Source organism: Faecalibacillus sp. H12 (assembly GCF_013361255.1).
GTDB classification, from domain to species: Bacteria; Bacillota_I; Bacilli_A; order Erysipelotrichales; family Coprobacillaceae; genus Faecalibacillus; species Faecalibacillus intestinalis.
Genome location: NZ_JABWDK010000097.1, coordinates 1 through 272 on the forward strand (window position 1 = coordinate 1; position 272 = coordinate 272).

1 rRNA gene is annotated in these 272 nt (G+C 51.8%); it reads right to left on the reverse strand.

What is annotated here, in order from left to right:
- A 23S ribosomal RNA gene (locus HUU89_RS14575) occupies positions 1 to 272 on the reverse strand; the annotation flags it as partial.

The window sequence follows — 272 nt, forward strand, 5'->3', positions numbered from 1 at the left end:
TACTGGTTCACTATCGGTCACTCTCTCGTATTTAGCCTTGCCGGATGGTCCCGGCTGATTCAGACAGGATTTCTCGTGTCCCGCCCTACTCAGGTGTCATCTCTCTCCAGTCTCTCATTTCGAGTACGGGGCTCTCACCCTCTCTCGCTCACCTTCCCATGTGATTCCTCTATGATCCTCTGTCAGATTCCTCGATGATCCTACTACCCCGATCCTCAGATCGGTTTGGGCTCTTTCCCTTTCGCTCGCCGCTACTCAGAAAATCATTCTTA